General features: G+C 64.5%; 1 protein-coding gene and 1 pseudogene. Both read right to left on the bottom strand.

The features are described 5' to 3' along the window. On the bottom strand, positions 1 to 1,500 hold a 1,500-nt coding region (locus tag EOD15_RS33570), incomplete at its 3' end, for a molybdopterin-dependent oxidoreductase (protein ID WP_127409258.1). Positions 1,501 to 1,585: 85 nt separating this feature from the next. Next, positions 1,586 to 1,980: pseudogene (locus EOD15_RS33565) on the bottom strand (ABC transporter ATP-binding protein); the annotation flags it as partial.

Raw genomic sequence — 1,980 nt, 5'->3', positions numbered from 1 at the left:
GCCCAGGATGATGTCGATATGCTGCTGCTCGGTCAGGCCGAAGCCCGGGCGATCGGCGACGCCGAGGCGATCAGCCAATTGCTCGATGACGAAATGGTTGGTGCGCGGCCCCTCCGGCGGCTCGATCAGCTTGGGGCCGAGCGTGATGTGCTGGTTGCCGCCGCCCTTGTAGACGTCGTCGTGCTCGAGGAACATCGTCGCCGGCAGAACGACATCGGCAAGCTTGGCCGTGTCGGTCATGAATTGCTCATGCACGCAAGAGAAGAGGTCGTCGCGCATAAAACCCTGTTTCACCAGCCGCTGTTCCGGCGCGACATTTACCGGGTTGGTGTTCTGGATCAGCATCGCCGTCACGGGCGGGCCGCCATAAAGCGCGTCGCTGGCTCCGGTCAGCACCGGGCCGATGCGCGAATGGTCGAGATGGCGGATCGAGGGATCGCGCATCCTGGTGCCTTCCAGAACTTCCTGGTTGAGCTTGAAGATGCCGGAGTTGGAATGGAAGGCGCCGCCGCCCTCATATTGCCAGCTGCCGGTGACAGCCGCGATGCAGGACGCTGCATGCATGTTGACGGCGCCATTGCGCTGGCGCGCGAAGCCGTAGCCGAGGCGCAAATAGGTCTTTTTCGTCGTGCCGACGAGGCGGGCGAAGGCCTCGATCTCGGCGACAGTCAAGCCGGTGATCCCGGCCGCCCAGTCCGGCGTGCGCGTCTCGAGATGCGCTTCCAGCCCTTTCGGGTCGTCCGTGTACTTTTCGAGATAGGCGCGGTCGGCCATGCCTTCCCTGAACAGCACATGCATGACCGCGCAGGCTAGCGCGCCATCGGTGCCCGGCTTCAGCACCAGGCCGAGATCGGCCTGCTTCATCGTCGCATTCTCATAGACGTCGATGACGACGATCTTCGCGCCGCGCTCCTTGCGCGCCTTGATGGCGTGCGTCATGACGTTGACCTGCGTCACCACAGCATTGGTGCCCCAGATCACCACGCAATCGGATTTCGCCATCTCGCGCGGGTCCGGCCCGCGCAAGGCGCCGGCGCCCATCATCCAGCCGGTCCAGGCGAGATTGGTGCAGATCGAACCGAAAAAGCCGGAGTATTTCTTGGCGTGGCGCAGCCGGTCGATGCCGTCGCGCTGCACCAGCCCCATCGTGCCGGCATAATAATAGGGCCAGACCGTCTCCGAGCCGTATTTCTCCTCGGCCGCAATGAATTTTTCGGCGACGAGGTCGAGCGCCGCCTCCCAGCTTGCTTCTTTCCAGGCGCCGTCGCCCTTGGAACCGGCGCGGATCAGCGGCTTCAGCAAACGGTCGGGATGATGGACGCGGTCGGCATAGCGGGCAACCTTGGCGCAGACGACACCGGCCGTGTAGCTGTTGGACTTGGCGCCATGGACGCGGCCAATGCGATTGTCGTCGAGCAGCTCGACTTCGAGCGCGCAGGTCGAGGGGCAATCATGCGGACAGGCCGAATGGCCGATGCGAAGCTTGGCGTGTTGGTTCATGGGGCGAGGTTAACCGGTTCCGGACGCGGCGTGTAGGGCCAGATAGCGCCTTGCCTTCTCCCCTGTGGGAGAAGGAAAGAACACGCTATTCCGCCGTGCCTTCCTCATACTCTGCCGACATGGTCAGCCACTTTTCCTCGTGGCCGGCCAGCGTCTGGGCCAGTTGCGAGCGCTCCTTGGCCAGCCGTGTCGCCGTCGAGGGATCCTTCTCGTAGACCGCCGGATTGGACAGTTCGTCCTCAATGCCGTCGATGCGCTTGCGAATGCGGTCCATCAGCGCTTCGGTGGCGCGGATCTCCTTGGCCAGCGGCTCGAAGGCAGCGCGGCGAGCCGCCGCATCGCGGCGGCGGTCGGCTTTTGACGCCTTGTCGGCCTCGCGCTTGCCGCGGCGGTCGCCGGAGACGCCGGTGACCAGCGTCTTGTAGTCCTCGAGATCGCCGTCATAGGGGTTGACCGCGCCGTCCTTGACCAGCCACAGGC

The organism is Mesorhizobium sp. M7A.T.Ca.US.000.02.2.1, assembly GCF_003996995.1.
Classification (GTDB): Bacteria; Pseudomonadota; Alphaproteobacteria; order Rhizobiales; family Rhizobiaceae; genus Mesorhizobium.
This window is presented reverse-complemented; position numbering and strand designations above follow the sequence as displayed.